This window comes from Imperialibacter sp., assembly GCF_040222815.1.
GTDB lineage: Bacteria > Bacteroidota > Bacteroidia > Cytophagales > Cyclobacteriaceae > Imperialibacter.
This window is the reverse complement of the sequence record NZ_JAVKCH010000032.1, coordinates 1-663: the sequence shown is the minus strand read 5'-3', so window position 1 is coordinate 663 and position 663 is coordinate 1. Positions and strand designations below refer to the sequence as shown.

The following is a 663-nucleotide window of genomic DNA, read 5'->3' as shown; positions in this document are numbered from 1 at the left end:
GAATTACGGCGATTTAACTGAATGCATATGCATTCAGAACTAGCAAAGCGAAAAACCTACTACGGGCCTGTAGCTCAGTTGGTTAGAGCGCACCCCTGATAAGGGTGAGGTCAGAAGTTCAACTCTTCTCAGGCCCACCATCATGGGGGTGTAGCTCAGTTGGGAGAGCGCCTGCTTTGCAAGCAGGAGGTCATCGGTTCGATCCCGTTCACCTCCACCATTTTCTGGTGGAAGCGCACAATGACTTAGTCATAGGAGCGCAGTCTGGGGTGGGGCGACGTAGTAAGGTTATCGAGTGTGTCGATGTTGCCATAAGGCAGTGCAGTCGTTGTAAACACTGCGCGCCGGGTTGGATCTCTTAAATGAGAAGACGGGCGGCGCGCCCTGAATGTCGGAGACATTCAGGAAAGCAATACAGAGGTTTGGAAGATACTGAGATATTCAGTCGTGAGACTGGATGAGAGATGTTTGACATTGTGAATAGGGAATATGAAGAGAACGGATCTTTCCGTTGTGATTTTTTCGCAACGAAAGAACGTGATCGCGAACTAGTTGTATGTGGTTTTGCAGGGTTTTACCCCTGCGCAAGCCGCAGAACAGTTAGCTGAGGGATCTCTCAAGCATAATAAGGGCATCTGGTGGATGCCTTGGCGTTAAGAGGCG

At 49.9% G+C, this 663-nt stretch carries 2 tRNA genes; both read left to right on the top strand.

The features are described 5' to 3' along the window. Positions 1-63 precede the first annotated feature (63 nt). Positions 64-140 (top strand) — tRNA-Ile (locus RIF36_RS17170). A 4-nt stretch (positions 141-144) separates the two neighbouring features. After that, positions 145-220: transfer RNA gene (locus tag RIF36_RS17165), tRNA-Ala, on the top strand. The last annotated feature ends 443 nt before the right edge of the window (positions 221-663 follow it).